This is a genomic window from Paenibacillus sp. MT86 (genome assembly GCF_058792535.1).
Map to the genome: position 1 here is coordinate 2,623,483 of NZ_CM179499.1, position 24,933 is coordinate 2,648,415.

Sequence of the window (24,933 nt, forward strand, 5' to 3'; positions counted from 1 at the left end):
AGAGGTGAGTGACGTTGAGCGAATGGCTGATACAGATGGAAGGAATCATGAAGGAATTTCCGGGCGTACTTGCATTAAATAACTGCCGGTTCGACCTGCGGGCCGGTGAAGTCCATGCCCTTATGGGTGAAAACGGTGCAGGGAAGTCAACCCTGATGAAAATCCTGACCGGCGTTTATCAGAAGGATGCTGGAACGATCGAATTCAAAGGGCAGCCCGTTGAGTTATCGAACCCGAAAGCGGCTCAGGACGCGGGAATCAGCATGATTCATCAGGAACTGAATCTGGCCCCTGACCTGACGGTCGCCCAGAATATCTTCATCGGGCGGGAGCCGCGGCGAAAGCTCCGATTGTTTCTGGACGACCGGGCGCTGCACCGGCAGGTGAAGGAACTGTTCGAACGGATGGGCCTCGACATGGACCCCTCCATCAAGGTTTCGGAATTAACGGTTGCCAAGCAGCAGATGGTGGAGATCGCCAAGGCATTATCCTACAACGCCGATGTGCTGGTGATGGATGAGCCGACAGCGGCTTTGAGCGAAACGGAGATTGAGGATTTGTTCCGCATCATACGGCAGCTTCGCGAGAGCGGAGTTGGAATCGTTTACATTTCCCACCGAATGGATGAGATCAAACAAATCACGGATCGCATTACAGTGATGCGCGACGGGCAGTACATCGATACGGTATCCACGGCTGAAGTCACGACCCAGGACATTATCTCGAAGATGGTCGGTCGGCAGATTTACGAGACCTCGAAGCCGGAGAGGACGGCTGGTGAGCGCGAGACGGTATTGGAGGTTATAGGACTGAATCAAGGCAGAAACTTGAAGAATATTAACCTGACTCTGAAAAAGGGAGAAATTCTTGGCATTGCCGGCCTCGTCGGCGCGGGACGGACCGAGCTTGCCCGGGCCATCTTCGGCGCCGACCGCATCCAATCCGGCGAGATCCGCGTGCACGGCCGCAAGGTAACGATCAAGGGCCCGCACGATGCGGTGCGGCAAGGGATCGGCTATCTATCCGAGGATCGCAAGCGCTATGGATGCGTCGTCGATCTCGACGTGAAGAGCAATGTGGCTATCGCCTCATACGGCAGCTTCCTCCGTCCCGGAGGCTGGATGAATACGGCCAGGATTCGCGAGCAGGCGGAGGATATGGTGTCGCGATTGAAGGTCAAAACGCCGCATGTCGATCAGGAGGTCAAGTTCCTCTCCGGGGGCAATCAGCAGAAGGTCGTCATTGGCAAATGGCTGACGAGGGATTGCGACATCCTGATCTTCGACGAGCCGACGCGAGGAATCGACGTTGGGGCCAAGAGCGAAATCTACCGATTGCTGAACGATCTTGCAGCACAGGGCAAGTCGATCATCATGATCTCGTCGGAGCTGCCGGAAATTCTTCGGATGAGCCACCGGATTCTCGTCATGTGCGAAGGCCGGATTACGGGCGAGCTGGATCATGAAGAGGCGACCCAAGAAAGCATAATGCATCTGGCTACAGCGAGGATGTAAGACGCCGTCGCCGTCATCTATTCACGTCAGGAGGAACAAGCAGATGAACATTCAAATCAAATCGGGCGCGCTCCAGCAAGTGCTGGCTCTTGCCAGCTTGGTCGTTCTCGTCCTATTCTTTACGTTCTCGTCCAGCAATTTCTTTCAGTTCTCCAACATCGTGGGCATTCTTCTTTCCACGGCGGTAATCGGCGTGCTGGCTTTGGGATCCACCTTTGTCATTATTACCGGCGGCATCGACCTGTCCGTCGGGACGGTCATGACGCTGAGCGGCGTTATGACCGGGGTATGCATCACCTTCTGGGGATTGCCGGTCCCCGTCGGCATTCTTGGCGGCATCTTGACCGGCGCCCTGTGCGGGCTTCTGTCCGGGACGGCGGTGGCGAAAATGAAGATTCCGCCTTTTATCGCAACGCTGGCGATGATGATGATCGCCAAAGGTCTCGCGCTCATCATCTCCGGGGCCAAACCGGTCTATTTCAACGATGCCGAAAGCTTTGCCGAGGTGTCCCAGGGCAGCGTGCTGGGCTGGCTGGTACCGGGGCTCGATATTCCCAATGCGGTCGTCATTTTCTTCATTGCGGCGATCCTCGGCTATCTCATCTTGTCGAAGACCATCCTCGGCCGGTATAACTTTGCGCTGGGCAGCAACGAGGAGGCGACCCGCTTGTCCGGCGTCAACGTGGGCTTCTGGAAAATCGTGATCTACACCGTAACCGGCGCTTTTACCGGTTTGGCGGGCGTCATGATGGCATCGAGGCTGAACTCGGCCAATCCGGCGCTGGGTGCCGGGTATGAACTGGAAGCCATCGCGGCGGTCGTGATCGGGGGAACTTCGCTCAGCGGAGGGAAGGGTACCATTATCGGAACGGTGATCGGGGCGTTGATCATGAGCGTGCTGACGAACGGATTGCGCATTCTGTCCGTGCCCCAGGAATGGCAAACCGTTGTTGTAGGGTTCGTTATTATACTCGCGGTGTATGCGGATATTTTGCGCAGACGCAAAGCGTAAGCCCTTACTAGTGCTTGCTCCGGAGCTCGGTTGGCCGTAGGTTGGCTTGATCTCGATAGAAGCTTCCATAACGGAAGATCTATAGCTGTACCAATATGTCTAAACAAGGGGAGATTGCATTATGAAAAAGCTTTCCGTATTAACTCTGATTCTTTTGCTGACTGCAAGCATGCTGGCGGCTTGCGGTTCATCGGGCAATAACGCTGCCGGAGGTACCGACAGTCCAGGCGAGGGCGGATCCGGATCAGGAGCCGGTTCTCAAGCCGAAGGAGAGATCTACATCCCGATCATTTCCAAGGGCTTTCAGCACCAGTTTTGGCAGGCGGTGAAAGCCGGTGCCGAGCAAGCAGGGGAAGAGCTTGGCGTGCGGATTACCTTTGAAGGTCCGGAAACGGAATCCCAGGTGGATAAGCAGATCGAAATGCTGCAGGCCGCGCTCGACAAGAAACCAAACGCGATCGGCTTTGCCGCATTGGATAGCCAGGCCTCCATACCTTATCTGAAAAAAGCCCAGGAAAACAACATTCCGGTCATCGCCTTCGATTCGGGCGTGGAAAGCGACATTCCGGTGACGACGGCTTCAACGGACAATATGGCTGCATCGGCGCTCGCGGCGGACAAAATGGCGGAGCTCATCGGGAATGAAGGCAAAATCGCCATGGTGGTCCATGACCAGACCAGCGTAACCGGGGTCAGCCGCCGCGACGGCTTCAAGAAGCAGATCGAAGAGAAGTATCCGAATATCGAGATCGTGGACATTCAATATGGCGGCGGGGATCACTTGAAGTCGACGGACCTGGCCAAAGCGATGATGCAGGCGCATCCGGATTTAAAAGGGATATTCGGCGCGAATGAAGGCTCCGCCGTCGGCGTCATCAATGCGGTGACGGAGATGAAGAAGGAAGGCCAAATCATCGTGGTCGGATTCGATTCCGGAAAAGCTCAGATCGACGCGATCAAGAACGGAACGATGGCGGGAGCCATCACGCAAAATCCGGTCGGCATCGGATATGAGACGGTAAAAGCCGCCGTGGCGGCCATCAAAGGGGAGAAGGTCGAACCGCAGATCGATACGGGGTTCTACTGGTACGACAAAAACAATATCGATAGCGACGAAATCAAAGCCGTAATCTATGAATAAATGAAATGAAGGGGAGCCCTGTAGGGGCTCCCCTTAACGCGGCATCCGCTTACGCAGATGCCACCTCCATATTCTGAATCAATTCGTTCAGCCTCCTTTCCGATCATTTGGTCCAGCCGGACATCTATATTAAACCACGGCCGGCGGCAGGACTGAAGTGAATAAACAAGCTTAATTGTTTTTAACCAGGAAGTCCGGTCGTGAAGATGCAGGGTATGGGTTAATGGATCTTACCCTCATCCCAAATCCGCTTCCAAATCTCTTGGGCGGTCTCTTGGGGTGTTAAATCGGAAGTATCCAGCCAGAGGCCGATTCTGGGCGTTTCGTCGGTTAACCGCCGGTTCAGCTCATGAATGCCCCAGACTCCGTAGCCTTTTTTGCCTCGATTCTGTTCCCGGGCACGGATGGTATCCTCGGAAGGATTCAGCACAACGACGAACACGGGAACGCCTCTTAACATAACGGTCATTTCTTGCAGCGCCGGGCCGAGAATGACGTCCTGCAGAACGACATGAAAACCGGCCTCGGCATAAGCTTTGGCAGCGGAGGCGGATAATTTGTAGCGCAAGGCAAGCTGCCGCATAGCTTCGTCGGAAGCATCCGGAAGCATTTCTTCCCTGCCCCTGACCATCATTTTCCGAAACGAGTCTCCCCGCAAATGGACTCCGCGATCAAACTTCTCGGCCAGCAGCTGGGCTACGGTCGACTTCCCTGAAGCCATGACGCCGGTGACAACGATAACGGCAGGTTGACGTGAATAGGACATCATGTTACCTCCGGTTCTGTGGATTTCAAATGAAAGGGAGCCCTGTACGGGGCTCCCCTAAACGCGACACCCGCTTACGCGGATGCCACCTCCATATTCTGAATCAATTCGTTCAGCCTCCTTTCCGATCATTTTGTCCGGCCTGACAACTATATTAAACCACAGCCGAAGACTGGACTAAAGTGAACAAACAGGCTTAATTGTTTTTTACCAGCATCGAGACGAACGATCCGCAAATAAACGAAAACCTGAGAACCCTTGTCCCTCCCTATTACTTACTTCCACGTAAGTATCTCACTTATAAGTACGTACTTCCGTAAAGTAAACTGTCTACTCTACAATGATCGTGTAGTTATTAACCAATACACTCATAAGGAGAGATTGACAATATGGAACTTCAATTGGCGTTGGATTTGGTGAATATTCCGGAAGCAAAAGAAGTCGTGGCAGAGGTAGCCGAGTTTATCGATATCGTGGAGATCGGTACGCCGGTTGTTATTAACGAAGGGCTTCATGCCGTCAAAGCGATTAAAGAGGCGTTCCCGCATCTGCGCGTGCTGGCCGACCTTAAAATTATGGATGCCGGCGGTTATGAAGTGATGAAGGCATCCGAAGCCGGTGCGGATATCATTACGGTGCTTGGCGTATCCGACGATTCCACGATCAAAGGCGCGGTAGCGGAAGCCCTCAAGCAAGGCAAGCAGGTAATGGTGGATATGATCAATGTAAAGGACATTGAAGGCAGGGCGCGGGAGATCGATGCTTTCGGCGTGGATTACATCTGCGTTCATTCCGGCTACGACCACCAGGCGGAAGGCAAAAACTCATTCGAGGAATTGGCGGCGATCAAACGTGTCGTGAAACAAGCCAAAACTGCCGTTGCGGGCGGAATCAAAATGGAGACGCTCCCTGAGGTGATTCAGGCAAATCCCGATCTCGTCATCGTCGGCGGCGGAATTACAAGCCAAACCGACAAAAAGGCCACAGCGGCTCAAATGAACGAGCTTGTGAAGCAGGCATAAGTCGCCATGAGTCATAACATCTTTCAACATGCATCCGTCATTGCCAAGGAGTTATCGGAATCCGTTCAGCAGGTGGATGCTGGCCAGATCGAGGAATTGATTGAACGGATCGTGCAATCCGATGCCGTCTTCTTGGCAGGGGGAGGCAGATCCGGCCTGATGATCCGGGCTTTCGGTATGCGGTTAATGCAGATGGGATTTAAGGTTCATATCGTCGGCGATACGGTAACACCGGCCATCGGAGCGAATGACCTGCTTCTTATCGGTTCGGGCTCCGGCGAAACGCAAGGATTGGTATCCATGGCTCGGAAAGCCAAAGGGATCGGGTCCGCGGTTGCGGTCGTAACCGTGAGACCGGAATCGAGTATCGGCAAGCTTTCGGATGCGATGGTCCAGCTTCCGGGAACAACGAAGGAGCAGAATCAGGATATCCTCGTCACCGTTCAACCGATGGCTTCATTATTTGAGCAAAGCATGCTGATCGTGCTCGATGCGGTTATCCTGAGATTGATGGAAAAAAGCAAGCTTCGCTCAGACCAAATGTTTAGCCTGCATGCCAATTTGGAATAAGAAGAAACGGTAATGATGATAAGTTTGCCGCTTTGATGATATCCCCGCAACCGTTGTATACTATAGGGAAGAAGGGGTGATGCATTATGGCAAACGAGGTCAAGCAGCGAATTAATCTGAAGGAAATAAACTGCCATAAGGAGTTAACCCTGGCGGTCATCGGCGGCAAATGGAAGCTGATCATCCTCTGGCATCTCGGTTTGGAGGGCGTGAAACGCTTCGGTGAACTGAACCGGATGATTCCCCACATCACGCAAAAAATGCTGACCAATCAGCTTCGTGAATTGGAGGAAGACCAGCTGGTCCACCGCGTGGTTTACCCTGAGGTTCCCCCTCGGGTGGAATATTCGCTTACTCCTTACGGGGAGAGTTTGATGCCGATTTTGAAATTGATGTACGATTGGGGAAAAGATTACGGCGAACAAGTCATCTGGAAAGACGGCGAGTTGCCTGAGAATAAAGACGATGTACAGGCAGCGGAACAAGCGGTCGCCCAAAAGCTGTAATTTCTCGAACCTGCATGCGAATGCAAGTATGAAAAACCCTCCTTAAATTTTAAGGGGGGTTTTCGAGCGTGATGATGCTGCATTCTGAAGAATAAAAAAAAGGCGAACCAACAGGTTCGCCTCCGCTCGGTTGAGCTTCCTTAATCGATGTAATTATAGCTGGCTTTCAAGGTGTTCAGCGAGTTGATCAAAAGTACCGCCAAATCCTTGTTTCACCATTGGAGCCATTTCATCGAACGCTGCCCGTTCTTCCGCGGTCGCGTTTACGGGGCCTCCCTGCATGGTAAGCGTTGTTTTTCCGTCGATTTCTTCAAATGTGATGATATTCATAATTTCAAGCGGCCAGTTTGCGTTAAAAGGTGCACGTATCGTGTTCCCTTTCTCATCAGAGAATGATTGAACGAATACCAGCTTCTCAGGTTCGATAACTTCCTGATATACAAATTTACCCCACATGGCTTGACTGCCGTCCGGAGACTTCTGACAGCCTAGAAACATGCCTCCGGGACGTACATCCATTTTGATAACGTCTAAGGAAAACCCTTGAGGACCCCACCATTTGCCGAAGTGTTCAGGGTCGGTCCAAACTTTAAAAACCAGTTCCCGGGGGGCATTGAAAACACGTGACAGAAGTAAGCCTTGTTTGCTTTGCTCGGTCATTTGAATTCCTCCTAAGAAGAAGGGTAGCGGCAGCTACCTTTTCTTTTGTATTTTTTCCCAATAATCCTCAAGTTGATCTAAGCGCTTTTCCCAAATACTGCGGAACGAGTCCAACCATTCGTCCATTTCTTGAAGCGGTTCAGGACGTAGTTTATAAATTCGTCGATTAGCTTCCGCTTGGACTTCTACCAGTCCAGCTTCATGTAATATTTTTAAATGTTTGGAAGCCTGAGGTTGCCGGATTTGAAGACGTTCAGCAATCTGATTGACGGTTAAAGGACCTTCTCGTAACAGTTCGACCATCTGTAATCGGTTAGGTTCGGCTAGCGCGTTCAACGTTGTCTGTTTCATGGGACCTTACCCCCGATCTGGTTATTACAACGAACTTGATGCTTGAACTAATAATTCGGATAGCTGTTCATAGTCAGGAGTATCGTCTTTTCGAATTTTAAGCCATTTCCGTTCGGGTGGACCATCGAAAGTTGAAGGGACTTCTAGATTGGTTGTGTTCATGATCATAAAGGCGATTGCATCTTTGGATGGCGAAATCACGGCTGCATAGTGTCCGTTTTTGAGAAAATGCGGTTTTTTGTACTGAATCCGTTCTTCTACCTCCGGAATGGCTTCATGGACCATAAGTCGAAGCTTTTTGCCGACTTCTGCTTGCCAAGGCAAACTCAGGTTTTCAATGAACGAAATTACGTCTTGGCTCATAACGTATCCTCCTTATTTGTAAATATTAACCAATGATTAATTGTAATATACCATCAAGAGAATATTCTTGTAAAGGAATATTTTGAAATTGATTGCGGAGATTTTTTCTGCTTGTAGAAATGTTTTTAAACGTGAAGGATTGACAATTTAATGGAGGGGATATATCATCATACCATAAATCGTAATTATTACGATTAACGAATGGAGGAAGTTCATTTGATGAATTACAACAATAGAATTCCGGTTACTGTTCTTAGCGGTTACCTCGGTTCAGGCAAAACGACGGTCCTGAATCATGTGCTACATAATCGCGAAGGGTTGAAGGTAGCGGTCATCGTGAACGACATGAGCGAAGTGAACATCGATGCGGATTTGGTGAGAGGGGAAGGAAGCCTGTCCCGAACGGATGAGAAGCTGGTCGAAATGTCCAATGGCTGCATCTGCTGCACGCTCCGGGAAGATTTGGTGCAGGAAGTTCAGAAGCTGGCTCAAGAGAATCGTTTTGATTACATACTGATCGAATCGACGGGAATCAGCGAGCCCGTGCCCGTTGCGCAGACCTTTGTTTACCCGGATGAGGTGTCCGGCGTACAGCTGTCCGATCTCGCCCGGCTGGATTGCATGGTAACGGTGGTGGACGCGAACCGATTCTGGAAAGATTTCTCTTCGGGGCAAAGCCTGCTTGATCGGAAGGAAGCGCTGGGCGAAGAGGATACGCGGGAAGTGGTGGATTTGTTAATCGACCAGGTAGAGACTTGCGATGTGCTGCTGTTGAACAAATGCGATCTGGTAAGCGAGGACGAATTGGCCAAGGTAGAGGGCATACTGCGAAAACTTCAGCCAAGCGCCAAAATCATCCGCACCGTGAAGGGACAAGTGGCACCTGAGGAAATTCTGAATACCGGTTTATTCGATTTTGAAAAAGCCAGTCAGTCCCCCGGCTGGATCCAGGAGCTTCAGAAGGAGGAGCACGTGCCGGAAACGGATGAATACGGCATCAGCTCTTTTGTCTATCGGAGAAGAAGACCGTTTCATCCGGAGCGGTTGGCGGCATTCATGGGTGATTGGCCGGAAGAAGTCGTACGTGCGAAAGGGATCGCTTGGCTGGCCGTGCGCGAGGATGTTGCGGCAAGTGTAAGCCAGGCCGGGCCTTCGATTCAGTTCGGGCCTGCAGGATACTGGGTCGCGGCTTTAACCGAGCAGGAGCAGCAGGAGCTGTTACGAAGTGAGCCGGATGTTCGGAGGAAATGGGATAACGTCTGGGGAGATCGGATGACCGAGCTCGTGATGATCGGGATTGGGATGGAACAGGAACAAATCGAGCGGGAGCTGGACGAGTGTTTGTTGACCGACCGGGAAATGCAGCTGGACTGGTCAACGTTTCACAATCCGCTGCCATGGATGGCCATCGAAGAGCTATCGCTGTAAGGCTGCTTATCTGTTCGATCCGATATGGAATGCGGTAATAGAATTAAAAAAGCCAACTCGTCTAAACGAGTTGGCTTTTTAATACGGATTGTAGTTTGCTTCATTATTTGTTGATCAGTTGGCCTGCATAGGCCTGCACGTTTAGCGGAGCTGTCAGGTATTTTGGAGCTTTAGCCACAAACGCCTGAAAATGGCTGCTCGCATTGTGGAGCCCCACAGCTTCCTGGTCTTTCCACTGTTCAACCATGAGATACGTGTTATCCTGCTCCGTATCTTTGAGCAGCTTATAAGATTCATTTCCTTGTTCCGCACGGGATGCTTCAATAAGTTCTTTTACGGATTCCAGAAATTCAGCCTCACGTTCGCCGTTTACTTTCATTTCTGCATGAATAATAATCATCGCTGTGACCTCACTTCCACTCTGCAATACGATCAATAGGAAGACGAGTCGTCAAACGCGCCTCTTTGGCAGCTTTACCTACCGAGATGAGCATGACCGGCACATAACGTTCCTTCTCCATACCAAATGCTTCTGCAATTCGGGATTTGTCATATCCGCCGATGGGGTTCGTGTCATATCCACGGGCACGGGCAGCAAGCATAAGCTGCATGGAAACCAAGCCGCTATCTATAAGGATCATTTCGCGGAAAGCCTGTGCCGGAATACGTCCGAACAGATCGGTATAGTTCGCCATCATCTGATCTTTTATCTCTTGCGGCAGATAACCGCGTTCCACAGCAGTGCCCATAATTTCATCTGCATTGTCGAATGCGTTCATATCTCCAAACACCGCAATGACTGCCGAAGAAGTTGAAACTTGTGTTTTGTTCCCTGGTGCAAGCTCTTCAAGCGTCGCTTTTCCTTCCGGGCTATCAACGACTAGAAATCTCCAAGGCTGAAGATTAACGGATGACGGAGCCAAAGTCGCTTCTTCCAAAATTTCAGTCATCTCTTCACGGCTGATTTTGACCGATGGGTCGTATACCCGCACAGAGCGGCGGGAAGTAATAATTTCTTTATAATCATTGTTTAGGGTCGTTACAGACATGGTATTCTCTCCTTTAGTCTCTATAAGTTAATCGGTTTTGCTTGGGTGTTTCATCTGTTGAATCTGGCTGTTCAATTTCTGTAAAGCATGAACAAGCGCAAGTCGTTCTGATTCCGTGAGGTCTGCCTGCAGTTCCTCCATAAATCGATCTTTCTCCGCCTTAAACGCTGCGACTTTACTTTTGCCCACTTCAGTTAGCTGAACCAACGTAATCCGGTTGTCATTCTCGCATCTCGTCCGCAGAAGCAATCCTTCCGCTTCCAGCTGTTGAACATGACGGGTCACCGCAGCTGGATCGATAGACACTGCCTTCTGGAGATCCGACTGGCTAATTTCGCCGCCGGTCAGTTTGCAGAGGAGTTCCAGCCGATTGGGACTAACACCGGCACATCGTTCAAACCGAGTCGCAATGTGCTTATTCAGATGCATTAGCAAGTACAGCAGGTCTTGTGTATGGCATGTAGAGATGATAAAGACCTCCTTCAATTCATTGACTGGTCAATGGTTGATGGGTCAATCATATAGGATTATTTTCTGAAAATCAAGTCTTTTGTATAAAAAAGCGAATCGAGTCCATAGTTCCTTCAGATATTCTGAATCCTGGGAGAGCCCGAGAATTCTGAATCGCATTTGATGTATAATAGGTAGTAGATTCCTAATTCATAGAATGGATGAAAGATTCATTTTCATTGAGAATGTAATGCTGACGCATGAACAACATAAATCAGGAGGACAAGATTATGGCAAAAGCAAAAGTTCCAAAGCGACCCACTAGGGATGAGTTTGTACTGGAAGAGCTCGGAAATCAGCTAACGGAAGCTTACCAGGAGGAATCGGTCATTGTATTGACGGTCTGGGGATGGGAAGAGGCGGTCCGCGGACAAATCGATCAAATGGACTCCCGCACAGGGAAGGTGCATATGAAACAGAACGGCGTCATTACGAAGGTTCCTTTTATGGATATTATGGAAGTGAATTATCCTAGGGACTAATCATAAACGAACCGAAAAAAAGGAGATCCCTGAGGATCTCCTTATCTTTTTTTCATATCCCTGCATGCATTCAAATGTCACTGCACCACGCCGCTGAGCAAGTCCTCCCACTGCTGGACAATGCGCGTTTTGTCCAGGCGATGGCCGATTAACGTAAGATAGCCCCGCTGCAGCTTCAGCGTGCTGGGCTCGATGGCAAGCTGTGAACCTGCCCACTGAACCAGGGAGGGACCCGTGGAGAGCTGAATATATCCTTTGGCCCGTAGCAGGCCGGAACCGCGTGCAGCGAGAAAGGTTTCGATGAGGCTGATCTCAAGCGGGAAAGGGGTCGGGGCAGATAGAGTCAAGGTATCCAGGCCGGTATAGGAATGGCTGCCATGCCCGGCCTCTTCTCCGTGACCATGGCGATGCTCATTATGAATGAAAGCTCCTTCATGGTTGCGGTGCCCCAGCTTGCTCCGATCTTCTTCGCTGGTCCATGCGCTGCCTTGCAGGCGTTCCGCAGGACTCCCTTGCCGGTTGGAAGCATGAGATGAATGGCTATGATTCTCCGTTGGCTCTAGCTGAAGGGCCGTACACATTTCATGCTCATCCAAACGGCTGTAGTCGGTTACGGACAGGCTTGCCGTCGTATTGATTTTTCTAATGGAGGTAATGACTTTATGGATCTGTTTCTCTTCGCATTCTCCCGCCTTGTTCAGGATGATCCAGTCCGCGAAGCTGATTTGTCCCCGCAGGGTACGGACCAGCTCGCGACTGGATGCAAAGAAGCTGTTATACTCGAGGAATTTGCTGCAGTCGGCCAAGGCGATTTTGCCACGGATCGATATTCGATCAGCCAATGACGGATCCTGCAAATCCTCAAGAATCTGTTCAGGATTCGCCACTCCGGTCGTCTCGATGAAGACGAGATCGGGCTTCCGATCTAACAGGCTTTTCAGGGCTTGCCCCAGCTCGTCTCGTTTGGTGCAGCAGATGCAGCCGTCAAGCAGCTTCTCGATCGGAAGATCAGGCATTTCACCGGATAGGATATCGCCATCCACGTCCTGTTCGCCCATCTCATTCATCAGGACGGCGGTTCTCCATTGCCGATTGGCGGCATACGCCAGCAGCCTGAGGAGCAGCGTGGTTTTGCCGCTCCCCAAAAATCCGCTAATCAGCACGACGGGTATCTTGTTCATTTATTGATTACCTCCTTGGTCTCGATATCATTCGAATACAGTTCATCAAACTCTGCGACAGAGTCGGGATTCGTGAAAATGTAAGGGGATGACGGCTGCTCGATCGGCTGAATCCGTTCCGCTTGAATCTGCAGCGTTTCCTTACCGTCCGAGGTGGTGACCTGGATCGTGCCATCGATCTGAACCCACGAGTCATTCGCGAATGACGAAGCATTCGCGGCGCGCACCATGACCCCGAACGGGACGGCGTCTGCCGTGCAGCACATCACGAGGAAGCGGCTGACGGCGAAGGCGTCTTCGTTCATATGTCCATCGCGGAAAACAAATCCTTGGACGGTGATGGCCTTTCCTTGAAAATGCTGTTTGTACATATCCATGGCCCCAACGGTCTCCGAGAAAATGTCCGGCTCCACTCGGATGACGGGTAAGGTATATAAGCGCTTGGCCAGCTCCGCGAATTCCACGCTGTAGATGTCTTTGGGAACAAAACGCTCGTTCAGTGCGATGTCCTCCGCTGCCGCCAGGTCATCATTCGTTCCATGCTTCTCCATGCCCGAAACGGCGGAAGCATTCCGCTCTTCGGTTTTACGGCGAACATCGGGGTTCGGATAGGTGTAGATCATGCCTTTTTTGGCCGCCATATCGCTGCCGAGGGCTTGGTCCGGCAGGAGCAGGCCGAACAGCAGCGGCACCGTGAATAACCCGTAAACCGATATGTTTTTGATCAGTCCGCTGGGCAGGGGGTGCTCGCAATCGCACACCTCGCCGGAAGCTCCCGCAATGGCGTGCCACAGCATGCCGAAAGCTATGAACAACAGCGGCACCGGACAGAGCAGAAGCAGGGTCTGCATATGGGGAGCCAAGTAATAGTCCAGCGAATTTGATGCGTTCAGATGCATGATATAGGCGGCCAGAGCTGCGATAAGCAGCGATCGCAGTATATAGTGGCTTCGCAGGCTCAGACGGGGCTTCACGTCCCGAACACCTCCAATCTCAAGTGGATATCCGAAGGCATAACAGCCTGAAGGTGCCGTTATTCCAACCGTTTTCGTGTATTGCCACTCCAGTTTGTTTACTACACCTAACCGCCGAATAGCGCGTTGACGGCTACAGAGCCGATAAAGACAAGCGTAATCACCAGCAGGCTTAAGCCGATCACGAATTTGGTCTTGAAGGTAGCCGACAGCATGAGCAGGCTTTTGAAATCCAGCATCGGGCCGAGAACCAGGAAGGAAACCAGCGGGCCGACGGTAAAGGTGTGCGTGAATGCCGATGCCACGAAGGCGTCCGAAGTTGAGCAGAGGGACAGGATGAAGGCAAATCCCATCATGAACAGATAGGAGGCGGCAGGACCGTTCCCCAGAGCCAGCAGCTCCTCCCTCGGAATGAAGGATTGGATGCAGGCCGTCAGGAAAGCGCCCAGGACTAAATATTTGCACATCTCGATCAGCTCGTCTCCGGCGTGGACAAACATGCTTCTCCAGGTTTTGGGATGCTCATGCAACAAACGTTCCCCCTTGCTGGAGCCCTGTTCGGCGAACTCTTGAAAGGAACGCTTCAGGGGGCTGCTTCTTGAAAAAACATAAACGAGCAAACCCGTCGTCACCGCGACTGCAAAAGCCAGTCCCATTCGTCCGATCGTCACTTCGGGATGCGAACGGAAGGCCATGATCGTTGATGCGAATACAATGGGATTCAGAATAGGACCGCTGAGGATAAAGGTGACGGCGATATAGGCGGGCATCCCCTTCAGCATCAACCTGCGAACGACCGGGATCATCCCGCATTCGCAGATGGGAAACAGGATGCCGAGCATGGAAGCGAACAGGACGCCAACCATCGGATTCTTCGGCGTGAGACGCCGCACCCATTGCTCTTTTACGAACAGCTGCAGAAGGGACGACAGCAGCACTCCAAGCAAAATGAAAGGAAGTGCCTCAAGGAAGATGCCCGTGAAGACGGTTTTAACCTGCTGCAGGTCTTGGCTGGGTATGGGGTTTAAGTCCTTCTGCAGCCATATCGTCAAGACCGGAATCACGAACACAAGCGGCAGTATAAAGGGCAGCATTTTGAAGATCGCCGGATATCTCATCAAGGCCTCCTGGAACGAATTGTTCTTAGGACATTCTATGCTTGTACCATCGGCAACATACGTGATTTCAGGCAACAAATCAAAAACTTTACGATTAAAGGGCGGCCGCATAGCCGGTGGCGCGAAGTCCAAAGTCGTGATATATTAAAAAAAGTTATCCATGTGTTACTGGCGTAGCTTGGGTTACCAAGAGGGAGCACATGGGATCATATGCCGTACGCCTGGGCAAGAGGTAAGGAGACGTTCGAGTCGCCTTGCCTCTTTATGTTTTTTAATACAATGGCGAAGGAGCGGATTAGCATGAGTAAGGAACCCGTAATTTTGGATGGAAAAAAAGTATCCGATGATATCAAGGCAAAGCTGGCGGTGAAGGTACAGGAATTGAAACAGCAAGGGGTAACCCCTTGTCTGGCAACGATTCTGGTTGGCGATGATCCTGCTTCGGCGACCTATGTGCGGATGAAGGGAAATGCGTGCGAGCGGCTTGGCATCATATCCAAAAAAGTAGTGCTGGAGACATCGACAACGACGGAGGAGCTGATCGCCGCGATTCAAGCACTGAACGAGGATCCGGACGTCCACGGTATTCTGCTTCAGCACCCGGTACCGCACCATATCGATGAGCGGGCGGCTTTTGATGCCATCGACATGAAAAAAGACGTGGATGGAGTAACCACGCTCGGGTTCTCGCAAAATGCGTTTGGTTTCGCCGATTACCCGTCATGTACGCCGGCGGCGATTATCGCGATTATGGACTATTACAGCTTGCCGATCGAAGGGAAGCATGCGGTGGTGGTCGGACGCAGTCCGATTTTGGGCAAGCCGGTATCGATGATGCTGCTCAATCGCAACGCCACGGTTACGATCTGCCATTCGAGAACGAAGAACCTTGGGGAGATTGTGTCCCAAGCGGATATTGTGGTTGCGGCCGTAGGCAAGCCTAATTTCATTCAAGGGGACTGGATCAAGCCGGGTGCCGTCGTGTTGGACGCCGGTTACAATAAAGGGAATATCGGGGACTGCGATTACGAAGCCTGCGCCAAGGCGGCTTCCGCAATCACGCCGGTACCGGCGGGCGTCGGCCCCGTGACGATAGCGACTTTGCTGAAGCATACCGTCGAATCGGCCGAGCGAACCGTCCAAGCTTAAGGGAATGCACTTGACTACTTGCACGTGAAGCAAGGCTGCACCCATGAATCATCCCCTTCGAATCTTTCATTTCATGCCAGAGCCTGGAACATAGAAGCCAATATGGACCATGCAATGCTAGGCTTGGAGCCCCATTTCACGGACCCCTGGACGTCATGGTATAGTTAGGAATAAGAGAAATACGAAGGGGAGAGATTCATGTTTATACGAATCATGGCCTGTTGTGCGGGACAACAGGGAGCTCCAGAGAATGATCCGTTCGATGCAGCGCTGCTAACGGCTCCGGAGATCTTGGCATGAAGAACACGATCGCCGATATTGCCCACAAAGCCGGAGTTGCCAAAAGCACGGTCTCCCGTTTCTTGAACGGAGGATCCGTCAGTCATGCGACACGCCGCAAGATTGAGCAGGTTATTCAGGAAACCGGCTATATCCCGAATTCTTTTGCGCAAAGCCTGAAAGCGAAAAAAACGAGCATGATCGGCACCATTATGCCGCGTCTGGACTCCTTCTCCGCATCGCAGACTGTCGCCGGCATGGACGAAGAATTAAGAAAACACGGATATCAGCTACTGATCATCAACGCAAGCCAGGATTTATCCAGGGAGATCGAAGCGCTGTATGATCTCGCCAGACAAAAAATATCAGGCATTATTCTGTTCGCCACGCAGGTGACGGAAACACATCTTGCCGCGATTCAAGAGATCGGCATTCCGGTCATTCTGCTCGGACAACAGCATGACCATGTCCACAGCATGATCTATAACGATTATGCCGCAGGTTATGACATGGGCCGGTACGTGCTGTCGATGGGACATCGTCAAATTGCCTATATCGGGGTGACGGAAAAGGACGTAGCCGTCGGAGTCAAGCGGAAGGAAGGGTTCCTCAAAGCGGTAAGCGAGTATGAAGAGGCGGAAGCGGTTCTCTATGAGAGTGGATTCAAGATGTCGGATGGTGTGAAGACGGCATGCTCCATGTTTGAGCTGAACCGAACGCTGCCAACGGCCGTGGTCTGCGCCACGGACAACATTGCGCTGGGCGTGATGAAAGCGGCGCACATGAAAGGCATCCCTATTCCCGACCAACTTTCCGTTACCGGATTTGGCGGATACGACGTAACCGAGGTGATTCATCCCGGGTTAACAACGGTGAAATATGGATATTTCCAAGCGGGCCACCTCGCGGCACAGCATATTATGAAGCTGGTCAACGACGAGCCGGTGGATTTCCTGACGGTCATGAATTGCGAGATGATTCATCGGGAAAGCGTTGACAATCTGAATTAGGTATTTTATACTTCAAATAACGGAACCGGTTCCAAACCGAGTGTTTGCTTGGTATTGGAACTGAGTTCATTATTTTTACCTTTGATTGGAACCGGTTCCACTGCAGTTGGATTTATTCGCGTGCACGCGTAGCACGATCTGCTTGATTTTTCAGGAAGCCTATTTATAAGGAGAAGAGATATGGACAGAGAACTGAAATACCGACGCCTGGATCAGGCTTCTCCCGAAGAGCTTTCCTCCTTAAGGAAGAAAGTGCGATTGAGCGAATGGAGGCAAAAATTTCACGTGCAGCCCATCATGGGCCTGATGAATGATCCCAATGGATTTTCTTATTACAACGGAGAGTATCACTTGTTTTACCAATGGTTTCCTCTGGGCACGTTTCACGGCTTGAAATACTGGTACCATACTTCCTCGAAAGATCTGGTGTTTTGGCAGAACCAAGGCATCGCTATTGAACCCGGTCACCCGCATGATGCATATGGCGCTTATTCGGGCAGCGGTATCGTGAAAGATGGCAAACTATGCCTCATGTATACCGGGAATGCCCGGGATGAGGAATGGAACAGGCAATCTTATCAATGCATGGCTGTGATGGACCGCGACGGATCCATCACGAAGCTCGATAAGCCGCTGATCGACCATGTGCCGGACGGATATACCGAACACTTCCGGGATCCGAAAGTATGGCAAGACAAAGACAAGTACCGGTTCGTCATCGGTGCCCAAAGGGTTAATCAGACAGGTGCGGCTGTCGTTTATGAATCCTCGGATCTGTTGGTTTGGGAATTCAAGGGGGAGATACAAACCCGACTTCAGCATTTCGGCTATATGTGGGAATGCCCCGACTATTTTGAACTGGATGGCCAGGGCGTGCTTCTGTTTTCCCCGCAAGGGCTGCTTCCGGAGGACGACCATTTTCGAAACATTTACCAATCCGGCTATATTTCAGGCAAGCCGCTCAATAGGGATACGCTGGAGTTTGATCACGGTCCCTTTTGCGAGCTGGACAGAGGTTTTGATTTCTACGCGCCGCAGACCATGCTGGATGAGAAAGACCGGCGCATCATGGTGGGCTGGATGGGTTTGCCGGATATCGGGTATCCCACCGATTCGCATGGCTGGGCCCATTGTTTGACGCTTCCGCGTATGCTTACGTTCCGTGAAGGCAGGCTGATTCAACAGCCGGTTCCCGAGCTTCAAGCGCTCCGCGATCATGCCGCTCAGGCAGTGGATACGCTTCACAGCGAAGTGAGGAGTTACGAGGGGGTTCAAGGAACCGCATTCGAAATGATATGCGAGTTCCAAGCCATCGAGGCGGACGTCGTTGGCATTGAATTTCGGGCTGGCGAAGGGGAACGAACCGTTATTCGATATGAATCCGGCCAACGGAAGGTTACGCTGGATCGCTCTTCTTCGGGTGCAACGATTGTCAGTGATTACGGAGCGGAACGATCCTGTATGCTGCCAACCGAAAGAAATTCGATCAAATTTCATCTGTTCGTGGACATTTCTTCGGTCGAGCTGTTCATCAACGATGGCGAAGAGGTGTTTACAAGCAGAATTTTTCCGAAGTGGAACAGCCGAAACATTCGATTTTTCGTACAGAACGGCAGTGCCGGCTTGAAGGTCGAGAAATGGGATCTGACCGAAGCCGTAAAAGATAAAGAAGGGGCTGAATGAACATGGCAGCGGATAATCGGGAAATCGCAAGGCAGGTAGTGGAAGCCATTGGCGGCAGGGAGAACATCGCTTCCTTTGCCCATTGTGCCACCAGGCTGAGAATCATGGTTCATGATCAGAAGAAAATTGACCAGAAGAAGGTCGAGCAGATCGACAAGGTCAAAGGAGCCTTTTTCAACTCCGGGCAATACCAGATCATTTTCGGAACAGGAACCGTCAATCAGATTTTTGAAGCGGTCGAATCCCTTGGAATGGAGAGCACAAGCAAGGAAGAACTGAAATCTCAGGCGAAAAAGTCGGGGAATCCGTTTCAGCGGGCGATTCGTACATTCGGTGACGTGTTTGTGCCGATTATCCCGGTATTGGTCGCCACTGGCTTGTTCATGGGATTACGGGGGCTGCTGACCCAGGATACCGTGCTTGCCTGGTTCGGTGCGACACCGGATGATATCTCGGCTAATTTCCTGCTCTTCACCCAGGTACTGACGGATACGGCTTTCGCTTTCTTGCCCGCCTTGGTGGCTTGGTCCGCGTTCAGGGTGTTCGGAGGCAGCCCCGTGCTGGGTATCGTCTTGGGATTGATGCTGGTTAACCCGGCTCTTCCCAACGCGTACAGCGTGGCGAACGGCTCGGCTGAGGCACTCATGATCTTTGACTTCATTCCGGTTGTCGGGTATCAGGGCTCGGTCCTGCCGGCATTCTTCATTGGACTGCTGGGCGCGAAATTCGAGAGATTTTTGCGAAAACGCATTCCTGACGCCATTGATCTGATCGTTACCCCGTTTCTGACCTTGCTCGTTATGATAACCCTCGGCCTGTTTGCGATCGGCCCCGTGTTCCACTCCCTGGAAGAAGTGGTTCTGAACGCGACGACGTTCTTGCTGGAGCTGCCGTTCGGTATCGCGGGTCTGGTCATCGGTTTCTTTAACCAGATCATTGTGGTCACCGGGGTGCATCATATTTTCAACTTCCTGGAGATCCAACTCCTTGAGAAGACAGGGAGCAATCCGTTCAATGCGATCGTGACCAGCGCCATGGCAGCACAGGGTGCAGCTTGTCTGGCTGTCGGACTCAAGACGAGAAATAAAAAGCTCAAGGCATTATCCCTGCCATCGGCATTCTCCGCCTTGCTGGGAATCTCCGAGCCGGCGATCTTCGGGGTCAACCTGCGTTACGTCAGACCGTTTGTTATCGCCTTGATCGGCGGCGGCGTGGGCGGTTTCATGGCTTCCATCTTTCAGCTTGAGGCCACAGGCATGGCCATTACCGTCATCCCGGGCACGCTGTTGTACTTGAACAGCCAGCTTCCTCTTTACATTTTGTGCAACCTGACGGCGATGGCGATTACGTTCGTGCTGACCTGGATGTTCGGATTCAATGATAAGATGCTTGAAGAGGTCCGCTCGGAAGCGAAATAAAGCCATAAGCGAAAGGTCCGCCCTGAACAGGCGGGCCTTTTTTTGGTCCGGATGCTGGTAAATCGTCTGGCTGACCGGCTTTCTTGTTCTATAAAAATGGATATCTGAAAAGAGTGCTCCCCTGCATTTTTTGGCGTTAGCTGGACTTGGTCCCAGAGGGCTTGGTAAAATTATGGCTTGCTCTGAAATGCTTTTCATCATTTACAATACAGTTACAAGCTTGAATATACGTAAAGAGAGGCGAGCGTTATTGATGAAGAAGATCCTATTTTTTGATATTGACGGTACGCTGCTGGATCATGAGAAGCAGGTTCCGGCGACAACGAAGGAGTCCATTGCTGAATTAAAGAAGGCCGGCCATATCGTAGCCATTGCTACGGGGCGCGCCCCCTATCATTTTGAGGAGCTGCGGGAAGAGCTTGGCATCGATTCTTATGTTTGCTTGAACGGTCAGTATGTGGTTTATGAAGGCAAACCGATCTACGGTAATCCTCTGGCGGAGGATGCCTTGCAGGAGCTGACGGAACAAGCGGTCCGGCTGGATCATCCGATTATCTATGCCGGCAGCGAAGCGATGAAGATGAACGTAACCGAGCATGTCCATATCGATTCCAGCTGGGGGGAGCTGAAACTGACGATCCCGGAATACGATCCGGAATATTACTTGGGCCGCGATATATATCAAGCCATTGTATTCTGTACCGAGGATGAGGAGGCCGATTACGTAAAAAGATTCGAAGGGCGGTTCGATTTCGTGCGCTGGGGCCCCTATGGAATTGACGTGTTACCGGCAGGGGGCTCCAAAGCCGAAGGAATCAAACAATTGATTCAGCTGCTGCGCATCGATCTGGAGGATACCGTCGCGTTTGGCGATTATCTGAATGATCTGGAGATGCTGTCGTACGTGGGCCACGGCGTGGCAATGGGCAATGCGCCGGAGATCGTGAAGCAGGCGGCCAGGCATGTCACCCGCGATGTCGGCCAAGACGGAATACAATACGGACTTCGCATGCTCGGTTTGCTGGGCAAGGAGCCGCAGGAGATTAAGTAACGGGTTTTACGATAAAAAAGCCTGGACAGCGTGTCAGTCTTAGCGCATTTTGCGGTGCGTGAGGACTGGCATGTATTTCTGTTCCGCAGCTGCGCCCAGTCGCAGGTTTGACGACGGAAACAGGGACTTGCTATTATTAATAACTGACAGTGACCGCTATATGGTAATACGAACCTTCTGGCGGAAATATACCGGAACAGGTGGAGACCCTATGTCAGCCGATCAAACGCGACAACTCATCACAAGTTGGCTATCCTTGACGCAGATTCATGCATTGATTTCCAACGAGCTGGAACAAAAGCTCCAGCAGAAGCACGATTTATCGCTGAATGAATTTTACGTGCTGTTATTTCTGTCCGAGGCTCCCGGGCAAAAGTTAAGGCTTCAGCAGCTGCAAACGATGGTGGGGCTAAGCCAGAGTGCGATGTCGAGACTGGTCAGCCGCTTTGAAGCCAAAGGCTGCGGCGCCATGCAAAGGGCGATTTGCGAGGATGACAGGAGAGGAATCTACACGTCACTGACTCCGATTGGCGAAGAGAAGCTGCAAAAAGCCAAGAACACGGTCCAAGACGTGCTGGAGCAGCAATTCGCAATGCCCAAAATGAAGCATGGTCTGGAAGATGCATTGAAGCATATCCGAGGGTAACTAGTTCGTTTCAACAGCCATTCTTGACGAATGGTCTTTGTTTTGCTAACTTAGATGCATGTGCATGCATTTTGTTTAAAGAGATCAATATCATGAGGATAGAAGGAGCGTGTCTCTGAATGGAACATTTATTCAGTCCATATAAATTGAAATCGTTAGATCTGAAAAACCGGGTGATTATGCCCCCCATGTGCCAATACTCGGTAACGAACAAAGACGGCATTGCCACCGATTGGCATTATTTGCATTATACAAGCCGGGCAATCGGCGGAGCCGGACTCGTTATCGTGGAGATGACGGATGTGGAACCGGACGGCCGTATTTCCGATTATGATCTTGGGTTATGGTCGGATGAGCAGATTCCCGCTTTGGCCCGCATAGTTGAAGCGATACATCAGCATGGCGCGAAGGCGGCGATTCAGATTGCGCATGCCGGACGCAAAGCGGAGGACGCGGAAACGCCCGTTGCCCCATCGGCTATTCCTTTCGATGAGCACTCGAAAACGCCAAGGGCGCTCACAACCGAAGAAGTTAAGCAGATGGTGGAAAAATTCCGCGTGGCTGTACGCCGTGCGGTGAAGGCCGGTTTTGACGCGATTGAATTGCATGGAGCCCACGGCTATCTGATTCATCAATTCCATTCTCCACTGACCAACCGGAGAACGGATGAATACGGCCAGGATCTAACCAAGTTCGGCCAAGAAGTGATTCAAGCCGCAAAAAGCGAAATGCCTGAGGACATGCCGCTAATCATGCGAATCTCGGCTAGAGAATATGTTACGGGTGGTTATGGCATCGAAGAGAGCATCGCATTTTCCAGGGTATATCAGGCTGCAGGCGTTGACATGTTCCATGTCAGCGCTGGCGGCGAAGGACCAATCGCGGCGGAAGGAAGACCGGGCACCCACGTAGCCTACCAAGTACCGCTAGCCAGACAGATCAAAGAAACGCTGCAAGTCCCCGTCATTGCCGTGGGCCGTTTGGATGAACCCGCCTTGGCGAATGCGGTAATAGGCAACGAAGACGCTGATCTCGTCGCTGTTGGAAGAGGAATGCTGCGCAATCCGTACTGGGCATTAGAAGCAGCAACGGTGCTTCAGAAGGAGATCGCGATTCCGGCACAATACCAGAACGGTTTTCCCAGAAATTCGAGATAGGCGGCTGAACATATAGCTGCCATCGAACGATGGAGATTGGCATATCATTCCCTGAAAGTGAACATGATCAGGAACCCGGTAATGCGTGAGCGTAATTAGAGAAGGTTATCTTACAGTCCGTCACGGCTGTAGGATAACCTTTTTTTGCGTACAAGGAAATGCTCGAATTATGGTAGCCATCAAGCTTGGCGTCGTTAACATTAGGCTAACTAAAATAATTTTATGAATTCATTAATTGTTTATTTACATTAGTGTGTGATGTACAGTATAATAATTTCCAGGAGATGATGATATGCCAGAGGATCAAGAAATTCTAAACAGTATGGTGCAGGAGCTTCGGCGGGGTACGATCATCCTTGGTGTTCTCAGTCAGTTGTCCGAACCGCAGTATGGATATTCATTGGTGACCATATTGCAGGAGAGGGGGATCAACGTGGAAGCGGGTACGCTTTATCCGTTGCTGCGTCGGCTGGAGAAACAAGGCTTGCTTAACAGCGAGTGGGATACGAATGAAGCCCGGCCCAGAAAATATTACATCATAAGTCAGACAGGCAAGGACATATATCGGCAGCTCTACCATGAATGGAAGGATATGATGACAAGTCTGGAGGGACTTGTGAATGACAAGGAGGACTAAGGTGATGGATCTGATTAACAGGTATATTTATGCGGTGACCCAGAAGCTGCCCGAATCGCAGCGGACGGATATTGAGAAGGAGCTTCAAGGACTCGTCGAAGACATGCTGGAAGACCGGGGAGTCGGCGTAGAGACCGCAAGTTTGGAAGAGGTGGAGCAGGTGCTGCTTGAGCTCGGCCCGCCCGGGGAAATGGCAGCCAGGTACAGAGGAAGGGAAAGGTATCTCATAGGTCCGGGTTTGATTAACAGCTATTGGTCCGTCCTGAGGATCGTACTGTATTCGATAGCCGTTGCTCTTGGCATCGTCTACATCATTGATTTCTTTACAAGCACGGAACCCACTGCCGAGAAGCTGCTGGAATTACTTGTTTCGCTGCTTAGCGTGGGAATCCACGGATTTGCATGGGTTACCGTTATTTTTGCCTTTATCGAATACCGCGGGGCTCGCCAAGTCCCCGATGATCCATGGAAACCCTCGGAATTGCCGGCAATTCCGGAACCAGCCGCTCGGATTAAACCGATCGAGCCTGTGCTCGGCATCCTGTTTTCCGTGCTGTTCTTCGTCCTGTTCACGTTTTCCATTAACCTGATCGGTGTTCATCGATTCGACGAAAACTCGATCGCCATTCCGGTGTTTGAACAGGCTGCCTTCGCCAAGTATTTACCGCTGATATGGCTTCTTACCGCCTTCAGCATATTCAATGAAGCCAGGAAATTAATCACAAGAAAGTGGACGCCGCAGATTGCCGTCATGCATGTCATATTTAACGTTGCTTCCGTTATCGTTACGGTGATCCTGTTCTCCGATATGACGATTTGGAATCCGACATTCATGGATCAGCTCGTTCAAGCAGGTTTCGTAACACCGGGGGATGAAGCGTATGAGACCGTAAAATCAATTTGGGATCGATCCAGGGACGGCCTCATTTACATCATTGTGATCATTACCCTTATTGATACCGTATCTGTCGTGATGAAATGGTTTCGGGGAAAGGAAGGAAATACGGCGTTAACCAAGTAAAGATAAAAGTGTTGAAGCGAAGGGCGTCCCAACGGATCTTGGATCTGGCGGGATGCTCTCTTTTTTTGTTGTCAGGAAACAAACCGTGTATTTATATTTTGGTTGGACCATGAACGACACGACGCGAAATGGATAAGCATAGGATAAGGAGCGAGGCAAATAATTTTTTTGACAAAAATGTGAATGATATGTGTCAAAATTATGTACAATGGTGTTATAATAAGGTAAGAGCTAA

27 protein-coding genes and 1 riboswitch are annotated in these 24,933 nt (G+C 51.1%); of the genes, 17 read left to right on the forward strand and 10 right to left on the reverse strand.

Going from position 1 to position 24,933, the window contains the following annotated elements:
- The first annotated feature begins 14 nt into the window (after positions 1–14).
- From AC3RCL_RS11580 to AC3RCL_RS11590, 3 genes are all read left to right on the forward strand, one after another.
- Entirely contained in the window at positions 15–1,514 is a 1,500-nt protein-coding gene (locus AC3RCL_RS11580) for a sugar ABC transporter ATP-binding protein (protein ID WP_492535406.1), read from the forward strand.
- A 43-nt stretch (positions 1,515–1,557) separates the two neighbouring features.
- Complete coding sequence (locus tag AC3RCL_RS11585) at positions 1,558–2,526, forward strand: ABC transporter permease (RefSeq protein ID WP_492535407.1); 969 nt, start codon at positions 1,558–1,560, stop codon at positions 2,524–2,526.
- Positions 2,527–2,647: 121 nt separating this feature from the next.
- Entirely contained in the window at positions 2,648–3,667 is a 1,020-nt protein-coding gene (locus AC3RCL_RS11590) for an ABC transporter substrate-binding protein (RefSeq protein WP_492535408.1), read from the forward strand.
- A gap of 220 nt (positions 3,668–3,887) precedes the next feature.
- On the opposite strand, the gene AC3RCL_RS11595 is transcribed toward AC3RCL_RS11590, so the two are convergent.
- Entirely contained in the window at positions 3,888–4,433 is a 546-nt protein-coding gene (locus tag AC3RCL_RS11595) for a phosphotransferase-like protein (RefSeq protein WP_277749068.1), read from the reverse strand.
- Positions 4,434–4,822: 389 nt separating this feature from the next.
- Here AC3RCL_RS11595 and hxlA point away from each other — a divergent pair, with 389 nt between their 5' ends.
- From hxlA to AC3RCL_RS11610, 3 genes are all read left to right on the forward strand, one after another.
- Positions 4,823–5,455 (forward strand): 3-hexulose-6-phosphate synthase, encoded by a 633-nt coding sequence (gene hxlA / locus AC3RCL_RS11600; protein ID WP_015736082.1) that lies wholly within the window; start codon positions 4,823–4,825, stop codon positions 5,453–5,455.
- A 6-nt stretch (positions 5,456–5,461) separates the two neighbouring features.
- Positions 5,462–6,025, forward strand: a complete 564-nt coding sequence (hxlB, locus tag AC3RCL_RS11605; protein ID WP_096774334.1) for a 6-phospho-3-hexuloisomerase — start codon at positions 5,462–5,464, stop codon at positions 6,023–6,025.
- Between the two features lie 86 nt (positions 6,026–6,111).
- A complete protein-coding gene (locus AC3RCL_RS11610) occupies positions 6,112–6,531 on the forward strand; it encodes a winged helix-turn-helix transcriptional regulator (protein ID WP_015736080.1) in 420 nt (139 codons plus the stop codon).
- Positions 6,532–6,684: 153 nt separating this feature from the next.
- Here the strand turns inward: AC3RCL_RS11610 and AC3RCL_RS11615 are convergent, their stop codons facing one another.
- From AC3RCL_RS11615 to AC3RCL_RS11625, 3 genes are read right to left on the reverse strand one after another with little or no spacing between them, the layout of a single operon-like run.
- Positions 6,685–7,191 carry an SRPBCC family protein gene (locus AC3RCL_RS11615; RefSeq protein ID WP_192571408.1) on the reverse strand — a complete coding sequence of 169 codons (507 nt, stop codon included), beginning with the start codon at positions 7,189–7,191 and terminating at the stop codon, positions 6,685–6,687.
- Positions 7,192–7,224: 33 nt separating this feature from the next.
- A complete protein-coding gene (locus tag AC3RCL_RS11620) occupies positions 7,225–7,542 on the reverse strand; it encodes an ArsR/SmtB family transcription factor (protein ID WP_492535409.1) in 318 nt (105 codons plus the stop codon).
- Between the two features lie 24 nt (positions 7,543–7,566).
- Entirely contained in the window at positions 7,567–7,905 is a 339-nt protein-coding gene (locus AC3RCL_RS11625) for a DUF1801 domain-containing protein (protein WP_145037820.1), read from the reverse strand.
- Between the two features lie 219 nt (positions 7,906–8,124).
- Between AC3RCL_RS11625 and AC3RCL_RS11630 the strand changes: the two genes are divergently transcribed.
- On the forward strand, positions 8,125–9,333 hold the full coding sequence (locus AC3RCL_RS11630; protein WP_277746280.1) for a GTP-binding protein: 1,209 nt from the start codon (positions 8,125–8,127) through the stop codon (positions 9,331–9,333).
- Positions 9,334–9,436: 103 nt separating this feature from the next.
- On the opposite strand, the gene AC3RCL_RS11635 is transcribed toward AC3RCL_RS11630, so the two are convergent.
- Genes AC3RCL_RS11635 through AC3RCL_RS11645 form a run of 3 tightly spaced genes read right to left on the reverse strand, consistent with a single transcriptional unit; the run spans position 9,437 to position 10,811 of the window.
- The gene (locus tag AC3RCL_RS11635) at positions 9,437–9,733 is read right to left on the reverse strand and encodes a putative quinol monooxygenase (RefSeq protein WP_015736075.1); all 297 of its coding nucleotides are present in this window, start codon (positions 9,731–9,733) and stop codon (positions 9,437–9,439) included.
- 10 nt (positions 9,734–9,743) lie between these two features.
- The gene (locus AC3RCL_RS11640; protein WP_096774329.1) at positions 9,744–10,382 is read right to left on the reverse strand and encodes a nitroreductase family protein; all 639 of its coding nucleotides are present in this window, start codon (positions 10,380–10,382) and stop codon (positions 9,744–9,746) included.
- Between the two features lie 27 nt (positions 10,383–10,409).
- Positions 10,410–10,811, reverse strand: a complete 402-nt coding sequence (locus AC3RCL_RS11645) for a MarR family winged helix-turn-helix transcriptional regulator (protein ID WP_228468886.1) — start codon at positions 10,809–10,811, stop codon at positions 10,410–10,412.
- Between the two features lie 311 nt (positions 10,812–11,122).
- Between AC3RCL_RS11645 and AC3RCL_RS11650 the strand changes: the two genes are divergently transcribed.
- Positions 11,123–11,374 carry a YolD-like family protein gene (locus AC3RCL_RS11650; RefSeq protein WP_090908448.1) on the forward strand — a complete coding sequence of 84 codons (252 nt, stop codon included), beginning with the start codon at positions 11,123–11,125 and terminating at the stop codon, positions 11,372–11,374.
- A 77-nt stretch (positions 11,375–11,451) separates the two neighbouring features.
- Here the strand turns inward: AC3RCL_RS11650 and AC3RCL_RS11655 are convergent, their stop codons facing one another.
- From AC3RCL_RS11655 to AC3RCL_RS11665, 3 genes are all read right to left on the reverse strand, one after another.
- Positions 11,452–12,555, reverse strand: a complete 1,104-nt coding sequence (locus tag AC3RCL_RS11655) for a CobW family GTP-binding protein (protein ID WP_492535410.1) — start codon at positions 12,553–12,555, stop codon at positions 11,452–11,454.
- The gene (locus AC3RCL_RS11660) at positions 12,552–13,529 is read right to left on the reverse strand and encodes a TIGR03943 family putative permease subunit (protein ID WP_492535411.1); all 978 of its coding nucleotides are present in this window, start codon (positions 13,527–13,529) and stop codon (positions 12,552–12,554) included. The genes AC3RCL_RS11655 and AC3RCL_RS11660 overlap by 4 nt, the downstream gene beginning before the upstream one ends.
- Before the next feature lie 107 nt (positions 13,530–13,636).
- Positions 13,637–14,647, reverse strand: coding sequence for a permease (locus tag AC3RCL_RS11665; protein WP_096774325.1), 1,011 nt, complete (start codon positions 14,645–14,647; stop codon positions 13,637–13,639).
- A gap of 154 nt (positions 14,648–14,801) precedes the next feature.
- Positions 14,802–14,881, forward strand: a riboswitch (ZMP/ZTP riboswitch).
- A 66-nt stretch (positions 14,882–14,947) separates the two neighbouring features.
- Here AC3RCL_RS11665 and AC3RCL_RS11670 point away from each other — a divergent pair.
- The 9 genes from AC3RCL_RS11670 to AC3RCL_RS11710 all read left to right on the forward strand — a co-directional run bounded on the left by AC3RCL_RS11670 (position 14,948) and on the right by AC3RCL_RS11710 (position 24,698).
- A complete protein-coding gene (locus tag AC3RCL_RS11670; protein ID WP_192571415.1) occupies positions 14,948–15,796 on the forward strand; it encodes a bifunctional 5,10-methylenetetrahydrofolate dehydrogenase/5,10-methenyltetrahydrofolate cyclohydrolase in 849 nt (282 codons plus the stop codon).
- Positions 15,797–16,092: 296 nt separating this feature from the next.
- Positions 16,093–17,085 (forward strand): LacI family DNA-binding transcriptional regulator, encoded by a 993-nt coding sequence (locus AC3RCL_RS11675; protein ID WP_036661270.1) that lies wholly within the window; start codon positions 16,093–16,095, stop codon positions 17,083–17,085.
- 180 nt (positions 17,086–17,265) lie between these two features.
- Positions 17,266–18,768 carry a glycoside hydrolase family 32 protein gene (locus tag AC3RCL_RS11680; RefSeq protein ID WP_492535412.1) on the forward strand — a complete coding sequence of 501 codons (1,503 nt, stop codon included), beginning with the start codon at positions 17,266–17,268 and terminating at the stop codon, positions 18,766–18,768.
- A complete protein-coding gene (locus AC3RCL_RS11685; RefSeq protein ID WP_009592374.1) occupies positions 18,765–20,186 on the forward strand; it encodes a sucrose-specific PTS transporter subunit IIBC in 1,422 nt (473 codons plus the stop codon). The genes AC3RCL_RS11680 and AC3RCL_RS11685 overlap by 4 nt, the downstream gene beginning before the upstream one ends.
- Positions 20,187–20,436: 250 nt before the next feature.
- Positions 20,437–21,237, forward strand: a complete 801-nt coding sequence (locus AC3RCL_RS11690) for a Cof-type HAD-IIB family hydrolase (RefSeq protein ID WP_096774320.1) — start codon at positions 20,437–20,439, stop codon at positions 21,235–21,237.
- Between the two features lie 211 nt (positions 21,238–21,448).
- Complete coding sequence (locus tag AC3RCL_RS11695) at positions 21,449–21,883, forward strand: MarR family winged helix-turn-helix transcriptional regulator (protein ID WP_192571417.1); 435 nt, start codon at positions 21,449–21,451, stop codon at positions 21,881–21,883.
- 119 nt (positions 21,884–22,002) lie between these two features.
- Complete coding sequence (locus AC3RCL_RS11700) at positions 22,003–23,040, forward strand: NADH:flavin oxidoreductase/NADH oxidase (RefSeq protein ID WP_492535413.1); 1,038 nt, start codon at positions 22,003–22,005, stop codon at positions 23,038–23,040.
- Positions 23,041–23,332: 292 nt separating this feature from the next.
- A complete protein-coding gene (locus tag AC3RCL_RS11705) occupies positions 23,333–23,677 on the forward strand; it encodes a PadR family transcriptional regulator (RefSeq protein ID WP_492535414.1) in 345 nt (114 codons plus the stop codon).
- Positions 23,678–23,681: 4 nt separating this feature from the next.
- Positions 23,682–24,698, forward strand: coding sequence for a hypothetical protein (locus AC3RCL_RS11710; RefSeq protein WP_492535415.1), 1,017 nt, complete (start codon positions 23,682–23,684; stop codon positions 24,696–24,698).
- Positions 24,699–24,933 lie beyond the last annotated feature (235 nt).